This window comes from Marinobacterium sp. BA1 (assembly GCF_041155135.1).
GTDB classification, from domain to species: domain Bacteria; phylum Pseudomonadota; class Gammaproteobacteria; order Pseudomonadales; family Balneatricaceae; genus Marinobacterium; species Marinobacterium iners.
On record NZ_BAAFHC010000001.1, the window covers coordinates 688,469 to 704,158 of the forward strand.

Sequence of the window (15,690 nt, forward strand, 5' to 3'; positions counted from 1 at the left end):
GTACATGAAGATCTGGGTCGATGCTGATGCCTGTCCGGTGGTGATTAAAGAGATACTCTTCAGAGCGGCTGATCGGACTGGGCTGGAGCTGACACTTATTGCCAATCATGCAATCAAGGTGCCGCCCTCCGCGAATATCCGCGCGATCCAGGTTTCCGGTGGGTTTGACGTGGCTGACCACGAGATCGTACGCCGCTGTGAGGCCGGCGACCTTGTGATTACCAGTGACATACCACTGGCGGCAGAGCTGCTGGACAAGGGCGCGATGGCTCTAACGCCGCGAGGCGAGCAGTTTACGGCAGAAAATATTCGTGTCCGGCTGAATATGCGTGATTTTATGGAAACGTTGCGCGCCAGCGGCGTACAAAGTGGCGGTCCTGCGGCCATGAGCCAGTCCGACCGCCAGGCCTTTGCCAATCAGCTCGACCGTCTGATCAGCAAGGCGCTGCGAAGCAAGGGTTAACCGATACGGTGGGGTGGAAGTTCAAAACCCTGTACCCGGCGTCCGCTAAGGCGGATCAGGCCGTTATAGCGCTCATCTCCAGTTGATGTGAAACTGAATTGGTAGCAGCGCTCCAGTTCGAGAAGGCCTTTGGAATTGCGCCTCGGTTTCATGCTCTTCAATGCGATACTCTCATCCAGTAGCTGTACGTCCTGTTGCTGGCAATAGGCCCGTACCTGGCGCGTGGCATACTCACGTACCTTCAGATTCTGCCACCACATCAAACACAGACAGGCTGTCAGCGCCAGCCAGAACAGATCAGACAGCTCAATCCACATAGAGGTCTCCTTCAAGGGGGGCTCATAATACCAGCCGTGGCGTTAAAAATAACCCTGCGGAATTGAGGGGTGAAAATACCTGATCAAAATGCTAGGTTAATGGCATTGAACGTTAGGGGGTGGTCATGTCTCATTTGCAAGGCCTGGACGGGCTGGTATTTGACAACAGTTATGCACGCTTACCGCGGCACTGGTTTCAACCGACACGTATTTGTCCGCTGAAGCATGCCCATTTAATCAGCTTTAATCCGCCGGTTGCACGCCAACTGGGCCTTGATCCCTGTGGAGTCAGTCCAGGCCTGCTGGCACAGGTATGTGGTGGTGAAGTCGACTGGCCGGGTACTGAGCCGTTGGCGATGAAGTACACTGGCCATCAGTTCGGAAGCTACAATCCGGATCTTGGTGACGGGCGCGGTTTGTTGCTGGGAGAGGTGATTGGCCCAGAAGGGCAGCGGCTGGATCTGCACCTTAAGGGGGCAGGCAAGACCGCCTTTTCCCGTTTCGGTGATGGTCGTGCCGTATTACGTTCCAGTATTCGCGAGTATCTGGCCTCAGAAGCAATGTGTGGTTTGGGCATTCCGACAACACGTGCGCTGTGTCTGCTGGGAAGTGAAGAGTACACCCTGCGCAATGGCATGGAGCCCTGCGCCATGTTGCTGCGTGTCACCTCCAGCCATATCCGTTTCGGGCACTTCGAGTACTTCTATTACAGTGGTCAGCATGATGATCTGCATCGGCTTGCCCAGTATTGTATAGAACGCTATTACCCACAGTTGCAATCAGCCGAGCAGCCCGTGGCACAGATGTTTGCTGAAGTGGTGCGACGCAGTGCTGAGCTGGTGGCACTCTGGCAAGCCTACGGTTTCGTGCATGGTGTGCTGAATACCGATAACATGTCGATCATCGGTGAGACCTTCGACTATGGCCCATTCACGTTCATGGACCATTATGAACCGGCTCATGTAGCCAACAAGAATGACCATGCCGGGCGCTACGCCTTCTCACGTCAGCCATCCATTGTGCTGTGGAACCTCTCAGCGCTGGCCCAGGCGCTGCTGCCACTGATAGAAAAATCAAGGTTGGAGGCCGAACTGGATCGCTTCGAAGAGCTCTATGAAGCGGCAAAGCTGAAGAGAATGCGGGCACGTCTAGGGCTGCAAGCCCCCCGGTCGGACGATGCCGACCTGATTGTCAGGCTGGAATCGATCTGGACTGAACAACGGATGGATCACAACCGGTTTCTGCGCCACTTGTGTGAATGGCAGCCGGGCGACACCTCCTCTACCAACAGTCTGCTTGCGTTGGCGAGGCAGGAGAAGGCAGTTGCGGAGTGGTTGCGGCAATACGAGATGCGCCTTGAGTATGAGGCGGCCAGCACTCCGATCCGTCAGGCACAGATGCGCTCGGTCAATCCGCGCTATATTTTGCGCAACTATATGGCGGAAGAAGTCATTCGCGAAGCTCATCAGGGCGACTACCGTCCACTGAACGCACTGCTACCACTACTGCGCCATCCCGGCGATGAGCACTCTGAATTCAGTGCCTATGCTGATGCTCCACCGGACTGGGCTGCCGCAATCCATCTGACCTGTTCTTCCTGATGCCGGGCGGTGAGCTACAGACAGAGGACCTCATTCCCTGTAGATTAAGGGTTTGAAATCAAGGCACTGAGTCACAGGTCCGGTCATGGAAAAACTACTGCTGCTGATCCAAAACAACTGGCTGAATGCTTTTGCAATCACCTGGTTTCTGTTCTGCTTTCGTGGCTATATGTATTACGCTGCCAGCCGTGCCAAGCACACGTCCTGCCTCGTCAGCATGCTGCACATGTACCGAACCGAATGGATGCTGCGCATGATGACGCGTGAAGTGCGTATCGCCGATACCACCGCCATCGCCAATCTTGAGCGTACGGTTGCGTTCTTTGCCTCGACCACCATACTGGTGCTTGCGGGTCTGATTACGGTGATGAGTTCGGCTGAAAAGGCGATCAATCTGGTGCAGGATCTGCCATTTGTAGTGGTTGCAACCCGGCAGGAATGGGAGCTTAAACTTCTGCTTCTGATCGTGCTGTTCATCTACGCCTTCTTCAAATTTACCTGGAGCCTGCGCCAGTATGGCTTTGTATCGGTGATGATCGGTGCTGCCCCCCTGCCGGCAGAAAACCCGTCCGAAAAGCAGGTGCGTGCCCACGCAGAACGCATTGCCACCATGGCTTCCATGGCCGCAAACAACTTCAACCTCGGTTTGCGCACCTACTATTTCAGCATTGCCGTGCTGGGCTGGTTCATGAATGCCTGGGGCTTCATGCTGCTGACAATGGTGATTGTCTTTGTCCTGTATCGACGGGAATTCACCTCCACCACGCTTCAGACCTTAACCATGAGCAGTGGAGCGGAGAAATGACGCAGGGAGAATATGCAGGGCGCTGCACACGGTTTCTGAACGCCCAGCCTCATATGATGAAGCTGGGCATCCGCCTGATACAGGCGGAGAAGGGGCGTGCTGTACTGGTATTGCCGGTGCAGCCTCAATTGATCAGCCCAGTACTGGATACCTACCTGCACGGCGGTGTACTGACCACACTGGTGGATGCCGCCAGCAGTGTTTCGACGTTGTGCGCCCTGGATCGGTTTGAGCTTTGCCCGACGCTGGATCTGCGTATCGACCATATGCGGACCCCGGCCCAGAGTCAGCCCCTCTACGTAAATGCAGAATGCTACCGCGTGACCCGTAGCGTCCTGTTCACGCGTGCGTCGGTTTATCAGGACGATCCCGAACGGCCGGTCGCCTATGCCATTGCAACCTTCATGCGGCCTGAGGGTGGAAGCACCGAGTCCGAGTTTCGTCGCCTGATTGAGGGAGGGGACAATGCAACAACTGCTTGAGCTGGTACGTCAGGCACAGGAAAGTGGAGATTATCAGCCGCTGGTCGATCTGATCCCCTATGCGCGGGTATTGGGTGTGCAGTGTGCATGTTATGGTGAGGAGATTATCTTTCGACTGCCGGCCAATCCCGGCAACATTGGCAATCCCACCATTCCTGCCATTCACGGAGGTGTGATTGCATCCTTCATGGAATTGACAGCGCTGTTCCAGCTCACCCTGCAGCTGCCGCAGCCTGGACTGGCCAAGATTATCGACTTCTCACTGGATTACATGCGGGCGGGGCTTGATAGAGACACATTCGCCATTTGTGATGTCAGCCGACAGGGGCGTCGGGTCGGCAACTGCTCGGTGTTGGCCTGGCAGGAACGCAAAAGCAAACCGATTGCACAGGCGCGTGCACATTTTCTTCTGGATGCCGGTACTTTAACGCCTGTTCAGCGATAAGCGCTTGAAATCCCGGGGCGGGCCCCCATATCCGTGACGTTGAACGTTAGTTTTCGGAGGTAGATAAGCCCGCCATGAGCACAGATACTCAGAAAGAGACACTCGGTTTCCAGACGGAAGTTAAACAGCTTCTGAATCTGATGATCCATTCCCTCTATTCAAACAAGGAGATCTTCCTGCGTGAGTTGATCTCCAACGCCTCTGACGCATCGGAAAAACTGCGTTTTGAAGCGCTGCATAACGATGCACTGTATGAAGGGAACCCGGATCTGGATATCCGCATCGAATTCGATAAAGACGCCGGAACCGTCAGCATCGAAGACCGCGGCATCGGCATGAACCGCCAGGATGTGATTGAGCACCTGGGCACCATTGCCAAGTCCGGTACGGCCAGCTTCTTGTCCAACCTTACTGGAGATCAGGCCAAAGACAGTCAGCTGATTGGCCAGTTTGGTGTCGGTTTCTATTCCGCATTCATTGTGGCCGAGCGTGTTGATGTCTATACCCGTCGTGCCGGTGAGCCCGCCGAGAACGGTGTGCACTGGTCGTCTGCCGGTGAAGGTGAGTTTACCGTTGGCAGCATTAACAAACCCACCCGTGGCACCCGCATCGTACTCAAACTTAAAGAGGGTGAAGAAGAGTTTGCCGATGGCTGGCGTCTGCGCTCACTGGTGCGCAAGTATTCTGACCATATCTCCATTCCGGTCAAAATGCTGAAAGAGGAGCAGCCGGCAGAAGAGGGCGAAGAGCAGACCGAGCAGAAAGCCGAACTGGAAAGTGTCAACTCGGCCACTGCACTCTGGACGCGCAGCAAATCTGACCTGACGGACGAAGAATACCAAGAGTTCTACAAGCATATATCGCATGACTTTGCAGATGCACTGACCTGGTCACACAACAAGGTTGAAGGCAACCTGGAATATACCAGCCTGTTGTATGTGCCGGAAAATGCGCCATACGATCTTTGGAACCGCGAAGCGCCGCGTGGCCTGAAGCTGTATGTGCAGCGCGTGTTTATCATGGATCAGGCAGATCAGTTCCTGCCGCTGTACCTGCGCTTTATCAAGGGTGTGGTCGACAGCAACAACCTGTCACTGAACGTGTCCCGCGAGATTTTGCAGAAAGACCCCAACGTCGACAAGCTGCGTTCAGCGCTGACCAAGCGTGTGCTGGATATGCTGTCGAAGTTGGCTAAAAACGATGCTGACAAGTACGCCAAGTTCTGGACCACCTTCGGTCAGGTCATCAAAGAGGGGCCGGCCGAGGACTACGCCAACCGTGACAAAATCCTCAAGCTGCTGCGCTTTGCCTCAACCCACAGTGGCAATGCCGAGCAGAACGTTTCGCTGGAAGACTATGTCACTCGCATGAAGGAAGGTCAGAAAAAGATCTACTACATCGTTGCTGACAGCTTCAATACCGCCAAAAACAGCCCGCACCTTGAGATCTTCCGCAAGAAAGAGATCGAAGTGCTGCTGCTGTCTGAGCGCATCGATGAATGGATGATGGGCCAGCTGTTCGACTTTGACGGCCATAGTTTCCAGGATATCACCAAGGGTGAGCTGGATCTGGGTGAGACCGAAAGCGAAGAGGATAAGAAAAAGCTCGAAGAGGTGGCGAAAGAGCACGAAGGGCTGGTGGAGCGCCTGAATAAGGTACTGGCGGATCGTGTCGACTCCATCCGCATCACCCATCGTTTGACCGAGTCACCGGCTTGTCTGGTGATCGGTGACTACGATATGGGGCTGCAGATGCGTCGTATTATGGAAGCTGCCGGCCAGAAAGTGCCTGATACCAAGCCGATCTTCGAGATCAACCCGGAACACCCGTTGATCGACAAACTGGACAAGGAGCCGGATGAAGAACGCTTTGGCGAGCTTGCTCTGGTGCTGTTTGACCAGGCGGGACTGGCCGCAGGTGCTGCACTGGACGATCCTGCCAGCTATGTGTCACGTCTCAATAAGCTGTTGCTTGAATTGAGCCGCTGAAAGCGCGAGGTTGTATGAGCAAAACGGACGGCTCAGTGCCGTCCGTTTTTTTATCTGTTCCGGATCAAGGACATTCCCATATTGAGGTTGTAAGCTGTTATCAATTAACAAAATGGAGATCTCCCATGAAGCCTCTGCTCGCCATCACTGCTGCAACCCTACTGTCTCTTCCGCTGAGCGTTCAGGCCATGAGTGCCGATGAAGTGGTGCAAAAACATTGTGTTGCCTGCCATCAGGCCGGGTTGGGCGGAGCACCCAAAATGGATGACAAGGCTGCCTGGGCGCCAAGAATTGCGACCGGTGTGGATGCGATGACCGCCACTGTGCTGGCAGGCAAGGGAGCCATGCCGCCTAAAGGAACCTGTGGCAGCTGCAGTAAAGATGAAATTCGCTCAGCTGTTGAAGCGATGACGGCACCACTGCAATAATTCTGAAGCCTCAAGTCGAGCATGCGGGCAGACGACTGTATCAGCCTTGTGTGCTCATCAATTGCATTGACTCGTGGGTCCATTCCAGGCTGCTGACGTAGCATGCCTGCATCGCTTTCATTCGAACCAGGTCTTTGTTTTCCCATTCGCCTTGCATGAATTGCTGCACTTGTTGCAGAAGATTGCCAAGGGGTGAGTCATCACCTCTGAGTGCACCCTTGATAGTATCGCTGACATCGACCTGAGACAGGATGTCATCTCGGCTGATGCTGAGCAGTGCGTCAAGATGTACCAGAAGCCCGGCCATGAAGGCTTGCTCAGCGTCCACATCGGCTGCGGGAGTGGCAACCAGTTCCGACATGCGCGCCAGAAGCAGAATCTGTCGTGTAAGCTCTGATGGCTTGCCGTAGTTGTCGGCCAGTGCAATCAGTGAAATCCACTTCTTAAGCTGACTCATGCCGAGGTAGATCAGCGCTTCCTGCAGGCTGCTGACTTCGCGCCTGAGGCCGAAGGCGGAAGAGTTGACCAGTCGCAGCAGTTTGTAGGTCAGAGCCGGGTCTCGCTCGATCAGCTGTTTCAGTGTTTCGATCTGTACGTCTGGGTCGTTCAGTGCACTGAGTAACTGCATCAGAATCAGTTTGTTGCCTTGTGGGCTGTGGCCTTTCAGCAGTTCGGGTTTGCTGAAAAAGTAGCCCTGGAACAGGTTGAAGCCCAGTTCTCGACAAAAGGCATACTCCTCGTGTGTCTCGACCTTTTCAGCCAAAAGGCTGACCTTGAAGCGCTTCAGCAGCGCTACCTGCTCCTTCAGCTGTGACGCATGCATGGCGCGAATGTCAACCTTAACGATGTCCGCGATTTCAAGCAGGGGGTCGAAGCTTTCATCGTATATGAAATCATCCAGCGCGATGCGGTAGCCTGCTTCCGCGTGTCGCTTGGCAGCTTGTATCAGTTTGGGGGTGACGACACTGTCCTCGAGAATCTCGATTACCATCTCTTGTGGAGGTACAGGCGGCAGGCTGTCGGCTTCCAGCATTTGCTGGGTGAAATTGACGAAAGCGGGCAGAATGCGCAAGCTGCCAGCCTCACAGATGCTGGTGTAGGAGTGCAGAATGACGCGGCTGCTCGCCTGATCACCGCTGATTCTCGTCTGATCACCGCTAATCAGTGGCAGAGGGTTAATCCCATCTTCGCTGCGATAAAGCAGCTCATAGGCCACAACCTTCATATCCAGATTGAATATGGGTTGGCGGGCCATCAGGATTTTCGCGCTGTCAGTCATGTGCAGCCTCTATCTGTCGCCTTTGGGGGTCGTTAACCCTTATTAGTGATGCCTTCAGGCAACAGTTAACATTGTCATGCAGGTTGCACGCAAGCTCAAGTGTTCACTTCGTTTGAGTGCTGTTCTGGATCATGTGTTAATGCAGGGATTGCATACTGACCCCGTATCGGGGGTATTATCGGTCTGAGAAGTAATCAGCCCGCCGCCCGGGTGAGACATTAAACCGCATGTCTGGAGAGATGAAATGACAACGGATGCAACCGAGGCTCGTTACACGGCATTGCTACAGGTCTGTCAAGACCCGCTGCTGATTCTGGATGGCGAACGGATTGTGGACGCCGTGCCGGGTAGTGCCGGCTGGCTAAAGCCTGAGCAGATGAAAGGCAAGGTGCTGTCGGACTTGCTGGCTGAGGATCTGTTGATCCAGGCCCGTTCGCTGATTGAGCGAGCCCGCCAGGAAAGTGCTCCTGTTCAGCATGAGTACCAGCTGAGGCCTGAGCATCTGCCGGAGCTGAGGGCGCTGGGGCTGCACGAAGCTATCTGGTATCGTGGCACCTGGGTGGTAACCGCTGCCGGTGAAATAGTCTGGAGTGCCCGTGATATCACGGCGCAGAAAAAGCTTGAACGTAAGCTGTCGCACCAGGCTCAGCGTGATCCGCTGACCGGCGCCTATAACAGGCGTGCGCTGGTACCGGTGCTTGAAGTGTCGGTAGCTCAGGCGCTGCGATATGACGGTGCAAGCAGCTTGTTATTGATTGATATTGATGGCTTCGGCAATATCAACGAGCAGCACGGTTGGGATGCCGGTGATCAGGTTTTACAGCATACGGTTTCCGAGTTGCACCGACTCAAGCGGACATCGGACTTTGTCGCCCGCTACAGTGATGATCAGCTGGTGATGGTGCTGCCTGAAACCAATCACGAACAGGCGATGTTGGCAGGTGAACGCATGCGCTCTGCGGTAGAAGCGCTTGAAATTCCCTATCCTACGGGTAATCTGAGCTGGACGGTCAGTGTGGGTGTGGCGTCTGCCCTCAATCTGGAGGATGATGCGGTGAGTGTGTTGCGTCGGGCTCATGAGCATCTGTTGATTGCCCAGCACAGTGGAGCCAACCGCGTTGAGGGTGAGGCGCTCTGAGCAGAGCGCCTTGTTGACCTAAAGTGCCGGATGGTTGCGCAGGCAGTCGATCAAGGCCTGCATATGTGTTTCTGTGCCGATGGTGATACGCAGGTGGTTGTCGATACCCGGTTTGGTGAAATGCCGCACCAGAATCCGATTGTCTCTCAAGTACTGCATCAGCTCGGCCCCGGTCACTTTTGGGTGGCTGGCAAACACGAAGTTGGTGTGGGATGGCAGTACATCAAATCCCAAAGCAGTCAGCTGTGTCGTAGTCCAGTCCCGGGTTGCCATAATCTGTTGGCAGCACTGGCTGAAGTACGTTTGATCCTCCAGTGCTGCAACGGCACTTAGTTGTGCCAGCATATCCAGCGGGTAGGAATTGAAGCTGTTCTTGACCCGCTCCAGCCCATCGATCAATTCTGCCTGACCATAGGCAAATCCGACTCGCATGCCTGCCAGTGAGCGAGACTTTGAAAATGTCTGGGTGACCAGCAGGTTAGGAAACTCACTCACCAGCGCGGTAGCGCTTTCAGCACCAAAGTCCACGTAGGCTTCATCCACAATGACAACAGATTCCGTATTGCGCTCAAGCAGGCGGCGAATCTCGCTCAAGGGTACGGAAATGCCGGTAGGGGCGTTGGGGTTGGCAAAAATGATGCCGCCATTTCTGCCCTGGTAGTCATCCAGGTTAATACTGAAGTCGGCGTGCAGAGGTATGTGGCGTGCCTCAATGCCAAACAGGTCGATGTAAACGTTATAGAAGCTGTAGCTGGTTTGCGGCAGCAGCAATGGCTGGCTCTGGCGCAGGAAGGCCATAAAAGCCAGTGCCAGCACTTCATCAGAGCCATTGCCAACAAAAACCTGCTCTGGCAGCAGCCCCTGGTCGGTAGCAAGTGCCTGTTTGAGTGCCTGGCAGTCTGGATCCGGATAGAGGCGCAGTCGCTCGGCATCAAAGGTGGCAATCACCTGCTGTACGCCGGGTGCCGGGGGATAGGGGTTTTCATTGGTGTTGAGCTTGATCAGGCCATCAATCTTGGGCTGTTCCCCGGGTGTATAGGGGACCAGTGACTGGATGGCCGGGCTCCAGAATTTACTCATGCTCGGACTGCCCTGCAGCAATTGAATTTAAGGCTGCATGATAACAGAGCCGGCAGGTGGGAAGAAATGACGCGCCTGAATGTGGGTGCAGTTCAGTTCTTCAGCGGGCTCTGTTCATCACGCAGGTAGTCGGGGACACCGTTCTCGGTAGATCGGTCCAGTGCGCCGATATCGAGCATCGGAGCCGCATCAATGTGGTGTGCACCCAGTATGTGGGATACGCGCTCCAGAGAGGCAACGATCATCGATTGTTCCCAGTCGTGCATATCCTCGAACTCGCGGATAAAGGTGTCTTGCAAGGTGGCTGGGGCTGACTTGAGCAGTTCGAGACCGGCTTCAGTGGGGCAGGCCAGAACCTTGCGCTTGTCGGTGTGGCTGCGCTCGCGGCGGACCAGTTCCTTGCGTTCAAGCCGGTCAAGAATGCTGGTGACAGTTGCCTGCGCCAGATTCATTTCCTTGGCCAGCATGCCAATTGTCAACGGGCCGTTGATGCGCAGCGTTTGCATGACCATCAGTTGTGGCATGGTGAGCCCGGTCAGGCGGCTCAAATGTTTGTCATGCAGATCGGTGGCACGAATAATCTGGCGCAACAGCACCAGTGCGTCCTGACTTTTTTCCATGGCGCTCAGCAGATCTCCGGAAGCAGGTGTGAACTGATCGCGCTTTTTAGCCTGATTCGTAAAGTATTGCAAAATAAGTTTGTCACTCCTTGTTAAGTATTTTGTAATGCAAAGCAATGTAAGATTTCAGGTTTTGCCGTGTATATAGCCTTGAAATGCGCTCAAATGGACTAATATATGTAGAGCATTACGATGACTTGTGAGCTTGCAATGCCATTCTAGATGTGTTTTATAATAAAAACCATAGCAATGCGAAATAAATCAAATACTATGGAATCTGACATTATTACTTTGCGTAAACCCAAGGCCACTGATGGCTATGCTCTACATAAGCTGGTGGAGCGTTGTGCTCCGCTTGATCCCAACTCTGTCTACTGCAATCTGCTTCAGTGCAGCGACTTCGCTGACACGGCAGTAGCGGCGGAAGACGAAAACGGTGAGCTGGTCGGTTTCATTTCCGGCTACCGTCCGCCGAATCGTCCGGACACTCTTTTTGTCTGGCAGGTGGCAGTCGACTCACGTTGCCGCGGTAAAAAGCTTGGCCAGAAAATGCTGTTTGAGCTGGCTGAACGTTTGGCACCTGAAGGTGTTCGTTTTATCGAGACCACCATCACGCCCGGTAACGTCGCCTCGGAAACTCTTTTTGCTCGCGTGTTTGCGGCCTTGTCAGCGCCGGTAGAGCGTTCGGTCCTGTTCTCACGTGATGAGCACTTTGAAGGCAAGCACGATGATGAAGTGCTGTACCGTGCAGGCCCTTTCAAGCTCACTCCCCCGAATGCATAACCAGGAGAAATCGATGAATATTTTCCAGAAAACTGAATCTGAAGTTCGTACATATAGCCGCTCTTTCCCGGTGACGTTCACCAAGGCGAAAGGTGCTGTACTGACCACTGATGAGGGCAAGGACTATGTCGATTTCCTCGCCGGCGCCGGAACACTGAACTACGGCCACAACAACGATGTTCTCAAGCAGGCACTGGTTGACTACATCATGGCAGATGGCGTGACTCATGGTTTGGATATGCAGACCGAAGCCAAGGCCGAGTTCCTGAATACGTTCCGCGACCTGATCCTTGAGCCGCGTGGCATGGGTGACTTCAAAGTCATGTTCACGGGGCCGACGGGTACCAACTCGGTAGAGGCCGCGTTGAAGCTGGCGCGCAAGGTGAAGGGGCGCAGCAACATCATCTCCTTCACCAACGGCTTTCATGGTGTGACTGGTGGAGCGCTGGCTGCTACCGGTAATCAGCATCATCGTGGTGGTATGGGAACCTCCATGCCGGACGTGACTCGCATGCCGTTCGACGGCTACCTGGGTGAAGGTGTTGATACAACAGAATATCTGGAGCAGGTGCTGAGCGATCCGAGCAGTGGTGTTGATCACCCTGCTGCGGTAATCGTGGAAACCATCCAGGGTGAGGGCGGCCTGAACGCAGCCTCTTTTGAATGGCTGCGTAACCTTGAGAAGGTATGCCGCCGTCATGACATGCTGTTGATTGTCGATGACATTCAGTCCGGCTGTGGTCGTTCAGGGCGCTTCTTCAGCTTCGAAGAGGTCGGCATTAAACCTGACATCATCACTCTGTCCAAGTCCCTCAGTGGCTATGGTCTGCCGTTTGCAGTAACCATCTTCCGTCCTGAGTTGGATATCTGGAGCCCGGGTGAGCATAACGGCACTTTCCGTGGTAACAACCACGCGTTCGTAACCGCTGCCACTGCATTCAAGACGTTCTGGAGCGATGACAGCTTCCAGAAAGAAGTGCAGCGCAAGGCGAAGAAGCTGCGTGAAGGTCTGCAGGCGATTATTCGCAAGCACGGCAACAAAACCCTGGAGTTGAAGGGTCGTGGCCTGATGAGCGGTATCGAGTGCCCGGATGGTGATCTGGCCGGTGCGGTGATCAAGGGTGCCTTTGAACAGGGGTTGGTAATTGAGACCAGTGGTGCGCATGACCAAGTGGTCAAATGCCTGGTGCCGCTTGTAATCACTGATGAGCAGATCGATTTTGGTATGAAAGTGCTGGATAAGGCATTTGCAGCGGCTATGGAAAAACGTGAGCGTAAGGCTTCCTGAATCTCGGGCTTCCGACCTGGAAGTCCACGAGCGCCTGCGGGCGCTCCGCACACTGCATAAATTCAACGGAGAACAGATTCAATGATCGTAAGAACCCTGCAGGAATGTGAAAATTCGGAACGTCGTATCGTATCCGAGAACTGGGAAAGCACCCGTATGCAGTTGAAAAATGACAACTGTGGCTACTCTTTCCATATCACCACCATCTATGCAGGTACCGAGACCCACATCTGGTACCAGAACCATTTCGAGTCCGTATACTGCATCAGCGGTGAAGGCGAAATCGAGACTTTGGCTGACGGCAAGATTTATCAAATCCGCCCGGGTACACTGTACATTCTGGACAAGCATGACGAGCATCTGCTGCGTGCCAGCTCCGAACTCAAGCTGGCATGTGTATTCAATCCGCCGCTGAGCGGCAAGGAAGTACATGACGAGAACGGCGTTTACCCGATCGATGCAGACCCGATCGAAGCCTGATCTGCCCCGGATATCCTTCGCCTGAGGGATATCCGGTCGTACCAGAGCGCAACCGTTCAACGGCAAATCCATGAGAGAAGCCAACAGGATATAACATGCATACTGTAGAGAAGATCGGCGGCACCTCAATGAGTCGCTTCAGCGAACTGATGGACACTATTCTGATTGGTGACCGCAGCGGAGAGGAATTGTACAACCGCATCTTCGTTGTTTCCGCCTATGGCGGTATCACCAATCTGCTCCTTGAACACAAGAAAACCGGTGAGCCCGGTGCCTATGCCCGCTTTGCCAACGCCGAAAGCGAAAGTGCCTGGCGTGAAGCGCTGGCCGAAGTAAAGGCACGTATGGTCGAGATCAACCGGGAGCTGTTTGGTGATACCGACGAGCGCACACAAGCGGATGCCTTCATTACCCAGCGTATTGGGGATGTCGAGGCGATTATGTCCAACCTGGAGGAGCTCTGTTCCTACGGTCATTTCCAGCTCGATGACCACCTGATGAAGGTGCGCGAAATGCTGGCCGCCATTGGTGAGTCTCACAGCGCACACAACAGCGTGCTTGCGCTGCGCAAGGCTGGCGTCAATGCACGGTTTGTTGACCTTTCAGGCTGGGATCAGGAAGAGCCGCTGGCGTTTGATGACATGATCGAACAGAGCTTTGCTGACATTGATGTCAGCCGCGAAATGCCGATTGTCACCGGCTATACCCACTGCAAGGAAGGGCTGATGCGTACCTTCGACCGTGGTTACAGCGAGATGACCTTCAGCAAGATCGCGACCAAGACGGGCGCAGTCGAGGCGGTAATCCACAAGGAGTTCCACCTCAGTACAGCCGATCCGGGTATTGTCGGGCTGGACAATGTCGTCACGATTGGTCGAACTAACTATGACGTGGCCGATCAGCTGTCCAACCTGGGTATGGAAGCGATCCACCCCAAGGCAGCCAAGGGCCTGCGTCAACAGGAGATTGAACTGCGCATCAAAAACGCGTTCGAGCCTGATCATGCCGGTACTGTTATCAGTACGGATTACTGCAGTGCCAAACCCTGCGTTGAGATTATCGCTGGCCGTTCCAATGTATTCGGTATTGAAATTTTCGATCAGGATATGTTGGGCGAGGCGCGCTACGACATTGAGCTGTCGCGCCTGCTGCATGAGCTCAAGCTCTATGTTGTCAACCGTGATTCCGACGCCAACAGTATCACCTATTTTGTGGCGGGTAACCGCAAGATGGTCAACCGTGCTGTGCGCTTGATCAGCGAAAAATACGTGAGTGCCGAGGTGGCGATGCACAAGGTTGCAATTGTCTCGGCCATCGGCTCGGATCTGAAAGTGCCTGGTATTCTGGCTAAAACGGTTTCCGCATTGGCGGCTGCCGGAATCAGTGTACAGGCGCTGCATCAGTCCATGCGTCAGGTTGAGATGCAGTGTATCGTGAACCAGGAGGATTATGAGCCTGCGGTACGTGCGTTGCATCACGCCTTGATCGAACAGGAGGATCACGGGGACGTTATATGCGCCGCCTGAGTGCGCTGCTGATGGCTGGATTGCTGCTGGCGTTGCCATCGGCAAAGGCCCAGTCTCCTTCGTCTGACACCACTGCCGCCTCCGAGGCGGCAGTGGTCGTTTCCGAGTCTGATCAGTTGCGTTCGGAGCAGCGTCAGGAGTTGCGTCAACACGTTCAGCAACTGCAGGAGCCGCTCTACAATCCGTTTATCGAACGCTACATGATCGATGAAATCAAGGCGCTGCGCTCCGACATGGAGCGGCAACGGGTCGAAATGATTCGGGAGATTACCGACCGTGAGCTGAAGGTGGCCAACACCTCGATCTCTTATGCCACCGACACGGTAACCTATTTTTTCTATCTGATTGCAGCTGCATCATCGATCCTGTTGATTGTGGGCTGGAGCTCAATCCGTGAGATTCGTGAACGGGTACAGAGCATTGCGGATGAAAAAGTGGGCAAACTGGTGCAGGAGTATGAGGAGCGGCTTGATCGGGTCGAGAAGGAACTGCTGCGCAAATCCCGCATCATTCAGGAAAACCAGCATGAGCTGGAGATTACCAATGAAGTTCAGACCCTATGGGTCAAGGCGACTCAGGAAACGTCCTGGGAGCAGAAAATACGGCTGTATGATCGTATTCTTGAGCTGCGCCCGGATAATCCGGAAGCGCTAACCTATAAGGCCGATGCGGCGCTCGAACTGAACCAGCATCAGTGGGCGATCTCACTGTGTAACCGTGCCTTGACGGTAGATCCTGACAGTGGTCATGCCTACTTTCAGCTGGCCTGTGCCTATGCTGACCTGGGGGCCAGCCGCATAGCGCTGGATTATCTGAAACAGGCTGTACAGATTTCGGATGAGTATCGGGAGCAGGGCCGTCAGGAGCAGCGTCTGTTGTCACTGTCGCAGGAGCCTGATTTCGTGTCAGTACTTACGCAACAGCAGGAAGGAAGCAGCAAAGAGGACTAGACTCTTTGCTGCGTAAT

General features: G+C 54.3%; 17 protein-coding genes. 13 read left to right on the forward strand and 4 right to left on the reverse strand.

Features of this window, described 5'->3' with window-relative positions; translation table 11 throughout:
* The first annotated feature begins 4 nt into the window (after positions 1–4).
* Complete coding sequence (locus ACAM29_RS03365; protein WP_354405986.1) at positions 5–463, forward strand: YaiI/YqxD family protein; 459 nt, start codon at positions 5–7, stop codon at positions 461–463.
* On the opposite strand, the gene ACAM29_RS03370 is transcribed toward ACAM29_RS03365, so the two are convergent.
* Positions 460–780: a DUF3301 domain-containing protein gene (locus ACAM29_RS03370; protein ID WP_091823349.1), complete on the reverse strand. Its 321-nt coding sequence runs from the start codon at positions 778–780 to the stop codon at positions 460–462. The two genes, ACAM29_RS03365 and ACAM29_RS03370, sit on opposite strands and share 4 nt — an antisense overlap.
* A 125-nt stretch (positions 781–905) precedes the next feature.
* On the opposite strand from ACAM29_RS03370, the gene ACAM29_RS03375 reads away from it, so the two are divergent.
* The 6 genes from ACAM29_RS03375 to ACAM29_RS03400 all read left to right on the forward strand — a co-directional run bounded on the left by ACAM29_RS03375 (position 906) and on the right by ACAM29_RS03400 (position 6,529).
* Positions 906–2,381: a YdiU family protein gene (locus tag ACAM29_RS03375; protein ID WP_369623199.1), complete on the forward strand. Its 1,476-nt coding sequence runs from the start codon at positions 906–908 to the stop codon at positions 2,379–2,381.
* 85 nt (positions 2,382–2,466) lie between these two features.
* Entirely contained in the window at positions 2,467–3,186 is a 720-nt protein-coding gene (locus ACAM29_RS03380) for a DUF599 domain-containing protein (protein ID WP_091823342.1), read from the forward strand.
* Entirely contained in the window at positions 3,183–3,668 is a 486-nt protein-coding gene (locus ACAM29_RS03385) for a PaaI family thioesterase (RefSeq protein ID WP_091823339.1), read from the forward strand. The genes ACAM29_RS03380 and ACAM29_RS03385 overlap by 4 nt, the downstream gene beginning before the upstream one ends.
* Positions 3,652–4,113, forward strand: a complete 462-nt coding sequence (locus ACAM29_RS03390; RefSeq protein WP_091823336.1) for a PaaI family thioesterase — start codon at positions 3,652–3,654, stop codon at positions 4,111–4,113. Before ACAM29_RS03385 ends, ACAM29_RS03390 begins: the two co-directional genes overlap by 17 nt.
* Positions 4,114–4,187: 74 nt before the next feature.
* A complete protein-coding gene (gene htpG / locus ACAM29_RS03395; protein WP_369623200.1) occupies positions 4,188–6,101 on the forward strand; it encodes a molecular chaperone HtpG in 1,914 nt (637 codons plus the stop codon).
* A gap of 125 nt (positions 6,102–6,226) precedes the next feature.
* Positions 6,227–6,529, forward strand: coding sequence for a cytochrome c5 family protein (locus ACAM29_RS03400; RefSeq protein ID WP_369623201.1), 303 nt, complete (start codon positions 6,227–6,229; stop codon positions 6,527–6,529).
* Positions 6,530–6,569: 40 nt separating this feature from the next.
* On the opposite strand, the gene ACAM29_RS03405 is transcribed toward ACAM29_RS03400, so the two are convergent.
* Positions 6,570–7,808: an EAL and HDOD domain-containing protein gene (locus ACAM29_RS03405; protein WP_369623202.1), complete on the reverse strand. Its 1,239-nt coding sequence runs from the start codon at positions 7,806–7,808 to the stop codon at positions 6,570–6,572.
* 244 nt (positions 7,809–8,052) lie between these two features.
* On the opposite strand from ACAM29_RS03405, the gene ACAM29_RS03410 reads away from it, so the two are divergent.
* Complete coding sequence (locus ACAM29_RS03410) at positions 8,053–8,946, forward strand: GGDEF domain-containing protein (RefSeq protein ID WP_369623203.1); 894 nt, start codon at positions 8,053–8,055, stop codon at positions 8,944–8,946.
* Between the two features lie 18 nt (positions 8,947–8,964).
* On the opposite strand, the gene hisC is transcribed toward ACAM29_RS03410, so the two are convergent.
* Together hisC and ACAM29_RS03420 are read right to left on the reverse strand one after the other, a co-directional pair.
* On the reverse strand, positions 8,965–10,026 hold the full coding sequence (gene hisC, locus ACAM29_RS03415) for a histidinol-phosphate transaminase (protein ID WP_369623204.1): 1,062 nt from the start codon (positions 10,024–10,026) through the stop codon (positions 8,965–8,967).
* A 92-nt stretch (positions 10,027–10,118) separates the two neighbouring features.
* Positions 10,119–10,646, reverse strand: coding sequence for a MarR family winged helix-turn-helix transcriptional regulator (locus tag ACAM29_RS03420; RefSeq protein ID WP_091823820.1), 528 nt, complete (start codon positions 10,644–10,646; stop codon positions 10,119–10,121).
* Positions 10,647–10,916: 270 nt separating this feature from the next.
* Here ACAM29_RS03420 and ectA point away from each other — a divergent pair, with 270 nt between their 5' ends.
* From ectA to ACAM29_RS03445, 5 genes are all read left to right on the forward strand, one after another.
* Complete coding sequence (gene ectA / locus ACAM29_RS03425; protein ID WP_206834439.1) at positions 10,917–11,429, forward strand: diaminobutyrate acetyltransferase; 513 nt, start codon at positions 10,917–10,919, stop codon at positions 11,427–11,429.
* A 13-nt stretch (positions 11,430–11,442) separates the two neighbouring features.
* A complete protein-coding gene (ectB, locus tag ACAM29_RS03430; RefSeq protein WP_091823316.1) occupies positions 11,443–12,717 on the forward strand; it encodes a diaminobutyrate--2-oxoglutarate transaminase in 1,275 nt (424 codons plus the stop codon).
* A gap of 81 nt (positions 12,718–12,798) precedes the next feature.
* Entirely contained in the window at positions 12,799–13,197 is a 399-nt protein-coding gene (locus ACAM29_RS03435; protein ID WP_369623205.1) for an ectoine synthase, read from the forward strand.
* A gap of 95 nt (positions 13,198–13,292) precedes the next feature.
* Positions 13,293–14,723: an aspartate kinase gene (locus ACAM29_RS03440; RefSeq protein ID WP_369623206.1), complete on the forward strand. Its 1,431-nt coding sequence runs from the start codon at positions 13,293–13,295 to the stop codon at positions 14,721–14,723.
* The gene (locus ACAM29_RS03445; RefSeq protein WP_091823306.1) at positions 14,711–15,673 is read left to right on the forward strand and encodes a tetratricopeptide repeat protein; all 963 of its coding nucleotides are present in this window, start codon (positions 14,711–14,713) and stop codon (positions 15,671–15,673) included. The genes ACAM29_RS03440 and ACAM29_RS03445 overlap by 13 nt, the downstream gene beginning before the upstream one ends.
* The last annotated feature ends 17 nt before the right edge of the window (positions 15,674–15,690 follow it).

Bases quoted from the DNA above. Each gene is read 5' to 3' on its own strand.
- ACAM29_RS03365 (WP_354405986.1), top strand. From the start codon at position 5: ATGAAGATCTGGGTCGATGCTGATGCCTGTCCGGTGGTGATTAAAGAG.
- ACAM29_RS03370 (WP_091823349.1), bottom strand. From the start codon at position 780: ATGTGGATTGAGCTGTCTGATCTGTTCTGGCTGGCGCTGACAGCCTGT.
- ACAM29_RS03375 (WP_369623199.1), top strand. From the start codon at position 906: ATGTCTCATTTGCAAGGCCTGGACGGGCTGGTATTTGACAACAGTTAT.
- ACAM29_RS03380 (WP_091823342.1), top strand. From the start codon at position 2,467: ATGGAAAAACTACTGCTGCTGATCCAAAACAACTGGCTGAATGCTTTT.
- ACAM29_RS03385 (WP_091823339.1), top strand. From the start codon at position 3,183: ATGACGCAGGGAGAATATGCAGGGCGCTGCACACGGTTTCTGAACGCC.
- ACAM29_RS03390 (WP_091823336.1), top strand. From the start codon at position 3,652: ATGCAACAACTGCTTGAGCTGGTACGTCAGGCACAGGAAAGTGGAGAT.
- htpG (WP_369623200.1), top strand. From the start codon at position 4,188: ATGAGCACAGATACTCAGAAAGAGACACTCGGTTTCCAGACGGAAGTT.
- ACAM29_RS03400 (WP_369623201.1), top strand. From the start codon at position 6,227: ATGAAGCCTCTGCTCGCCATCACTGCTGCAACCCTACTGTCTCTTCCG.
- ACAM29_RS03405 (WP_369623202.1), bottom strand. From the start codon at position 7,808: ATGACTGACAGCGCGAAAATCCTGATGGCCCGCCAACCCATATTCAAT.
- ACAM29_RS03410 (WP_369623203.1), top strand. From the start codon at position 8,053: ATGACAACGGATGCAACCGAGGCTCGTTACACGGCATTGCTACAGGTC.
- hisC (WP_369623204.1), bottom strand. From the start codon at position 10,026: ATGAGTAAATTCTGGAGCCCGGCCATCCAGTCACTGGTCCCCTATACA.
- ACAM29_RS03420 (WP_091823820.1), bottom strand. From the start codon at position 10,646: ATGGAAAAAAGTCAGGACGCACTGGTGCTGTTGCGCCAGATTATTCGT.
- ectA (WP_206834439.1), top strand. From the start codon at position 10,917: ATGGAATCTGACATTATTACTTTGCGTAAACCCAAGGCCACTGATGGC.
- ectB (WP_091823316.1), top strand. From the start codon at position 11,443: ATGAATATTTTCCAGAAAACTGAATCTGAAGTTCGTACATATAGCCGC.
- ACAM29_RS03435 (WP_369623205.1), top strand. From the start codon at position 12,799: ATGATCGTAAGAACCCTGCAGGAATGTGAAAATTCGGAACGTCGTATC.
- ACAM29_RS03440 (WP_369623206.1), top strand. From the start codon at position 13,293: ATGCATACTGTAGAGAAGATCGGCGGCACCTCAATGAGTCGCTTCAGC.
- ACAM29_RS03445 (WP_091823306.1), top strand. From the start codon at position 14,711: ATGCGCCGCCTGAGTGCGCTGCTGATGGCTGGATTGCTGCTGGCGTTG.